The organism is Paraburkholderia ginsengiterrae, from assembly GCF_001645125.1.
GTDB classification, from domain to species: domain Bacteria; phylum Pseudomonadota; class Gammaproteobacteria; order Burkholderiales; family Burkholderiaceae; genus Paraburkholderia; species Paraburkholderia ginsengiterrae.
On record NZ_LXKA01000392.1, the window covers coordinates 1 to 2,544 of the forward strand.

Here is a 2,544-nt window from a genome sequence, read left to right on the forward strand (position 1 = left end):
CTAAACCGCTCGCGCGGTATGGGGCTCCGTCCCGCCTCTGGCGGCGATTGAGAGGTTAGTGGCGCCGGTGCTTATGTTGGTGACTGAGGCAATCCGCCTCGTTCTCCAGCAGGAGCCCCATCATGACCTCCTCCGATCCGGGCGTCAGCCCGCTGCGCCGCCGCATGGTTGAAGACATGCGCATGCGCAAGTTCGCACCCAAGACACAGTCCGGGTATCTGCGTGCCGTACGCCAGTTCGCCAAGTTTCTCGGACGTTCACCCGACACCGCCACCGTCGAAGACCTGCGGGACTACCAACTGCATCTGGTCGACCACGGTACCTCGCCGACGTCGCTCAATGCCGCGATCAGCGCACTGAAGTTCTTCTTCGAAGTCACGCTTGGCCAGCCCCAACTGATGGCCAGGATGCAACCCGTTCGTGTGCCCCGTAAGTTGCCCGTCATACTGAGCCCGCAGGAGGTGCGGCGGCTCATCGCGGCAGCTGGGAACCTGAAGCATCAGACCGCGCTGTCGGTAGCCTATGGCGCCGGATTGCGCGTGAGTGAGGTGGTGGCGCTGAAGGTCAGCGACATCGATAGCCAGCGGATGACGCTGCGCATCGAGCAGGGCAAGGGCCGCAAGGACCGCTACGCGATGCTCTCGCCGGTCCTGCTCGAACGCCTGCGGCTCTGGTGGCGCGTCGCCCGTGCCCAGGGCAGCATGCTCGATGGCGGGTGGCTGTTTCCCGGGATGGATCCCGTCGACCCGCTCAGCACGCGGCAACTGAACCGCGTCGTACACGCTGCCGCCGAGGAAGCGCAGATCGGCAAGCGCGTCACCATGCACACCCTGCGGCACAGTTTCGCGACGCACCTGCTCGAACAGAAGGTCGACATCCGCGTAATCCAGGTGCTGCTCGGCCACAAGCAGCTTGAGACCACCGCGCTTTACGTGCAGGTGGCCACCGACCTGCTGCGCGAAGTCATCAGTCCGCTCGAGCGTCTGCCCTCCGAGTAACGCGGCCCAGTGTAGTACCCCATGCTGGAGGTCGCGGACATCTTCCGCGCCCAGGGCCCAGTATGGCGACGCACGGTGTCGCTGAGCCTGGGGCAGCTGAAGGTCATGTCGGCCATCGAACAGTGCCGCAGCGCGGCGCTGGGGGGACACGTGCTTCGCTGTTCCGGCTGCGCACAGATCGAGGTCGCCTACAACTCCTGCCGCAACCGCCACTGCCCGAAGTGCCAGGCCAGTGCTGCGCGCCGCTGGCTCGAAGCACGTCAGGCTGACCTGCTGCCGGTCGGGTACTACCACGTCGTCTTCACGCTGCCCGCGCCCATCAGTGCCATCGCCTGGTACAACAAGGCCGTCATCTACGGGCTGCTGTTCGATATCGTCGCCGAAACGCTACGCACCATCGCCGCTGATCCGAAGCATCTGGGTGCCAGCATCGGCGCCACGCTCGTGCTGCACACCTGGGGCTCGGCGCTCACGCATCATCCACACGTGCACGGTATCGTTCCCGGTGGGGGCCTGTCACCCGATGGTGAGCGATGGATTGCCTGCCGGCCTGGCTTCTTCCTGCCGGTGCGTGTGCTCTCGCGCCTGTTCCGCAGGCGCTTCCTCGAAGCGCTCACGGACGCACACCGGCATGGCCACCTGCAGTTCTTCAGCCAGTACGCTGAACTGGCCGACCCGGCTGTCTTTGACGCGTGGCTTGCGCCGCTGCGTGCCTGCGAATGGGTCGTCTACGCAAAGCGCCCCTTTGCAGGACCCGAAGCGGTGCTGGCGTACCTGTCGCGCTATACGCACCGCGTGGCGATCTCCAACCAGCGCCTGCTCGCATTCGACGAACGCGGCGTCACCTTCCGCTGGAAGGACTACCGTGCAACGGGACGCACCCGCTACAAGACCATGACCCTCGAAGCCAGCGAGTTCATGCGCCGCTTCCTGCTCCATGTGTTGCCCGGTGGCTTCCATCGCATCCGTCACTACGGACTGCTCGCCAACCCGGTGCGCCGCGCCAGTCTTGCGAAGGTGCGTGAACTGCTGCACGTCGCCACCGAGGTCGACACATCAGCCCACGAAACGGTCATCGAAACGCGACCCGCCTTCATCTGCCGGCACTGCGGCGCACCGATGATCGTCATCGATATCCTCGCGCGCACCGCACCGATTCGCGCACCACCCACGCGCCGGGGCGAGACATGAGCGCCCCTGTTCCAGGACCAGCAACCCCACAGTCGGCTCTGCGGCAACGCGGCCCACGAGCGGACGTTTGCGCCTGTCGCTTCGCGCGCTCCCTCGCACGTCCGCTTCGCCATCACAATTGCGCGATTGCGCCGCTTCGTCAGCGCGTCAGCGCTGATTCCGCATCCCGCCTGGCCGCCCAACCCGCAGCACCACCGGGCATCCTGGCCCATCAATCGCCATAGCCCCGAAGACTCCCATTGCATCGGGGCACTCCGCGGTTTCCTCCCTTCAGGTTTATTCAACACCTGCCCGCACGCGCCGTCGCGCGCCCCCGAGCCCGCGGACATGGGCAGGCGTCGAACAAACCTCAAGA

The 2,544-nt window shown here is 65.7% G+C and carries 2 protein-coding genes; both read left to right on the plus strand.

All coding sequences use genetic code 11. The annotated features are described in order from the left end of the window. Nucleotides 1–122 precede the first annotated feature (122 nt). Entirely contained in the window at nucleotides 123–998 is an 876-nt protein-coding gene (locus A6V37_RS37590; protein ID WP_064271770.1) for a tyrosine-type recombinase/integrase, read from the plus strand. Between the two features lie 21 nt (nucleotides 999–1,019). Beyond that, nucleotides 1,020–2,189 carry an IS91 family transposase gene (locus A6V37_RS37595; RefSeq protein ID WP_064271771.1) on the plus strand — a complete coding sequence of 390 codons (1,170 nt, stop codon included), beginning with the start codon at nucleotides 1,020–1,022 and terminating at the stop codon, nucleotides 2,187–2,189. Nucleotides 2,190–2,544: the final 355 nt, after the last annotated feature.

What these genes read in the sequence shown, in the direction of transcription:
- A6V37_RS37595 (WP_064271771.1), top strand. Translation starts at nt 1,020, where the DNA reads ATGCTGGAGGTCGCGGACATCTTCCGCGCCCAGGGCCCAGTATGGCGA.
- A6V37_RS37590 (WP_064271770.1), top strand. Translation starts at nt 123, where the DNA reads ATGACCTCCTCCGATCCGGGCGTCAGCCCGCTGCGCCGCCGCATGGTT.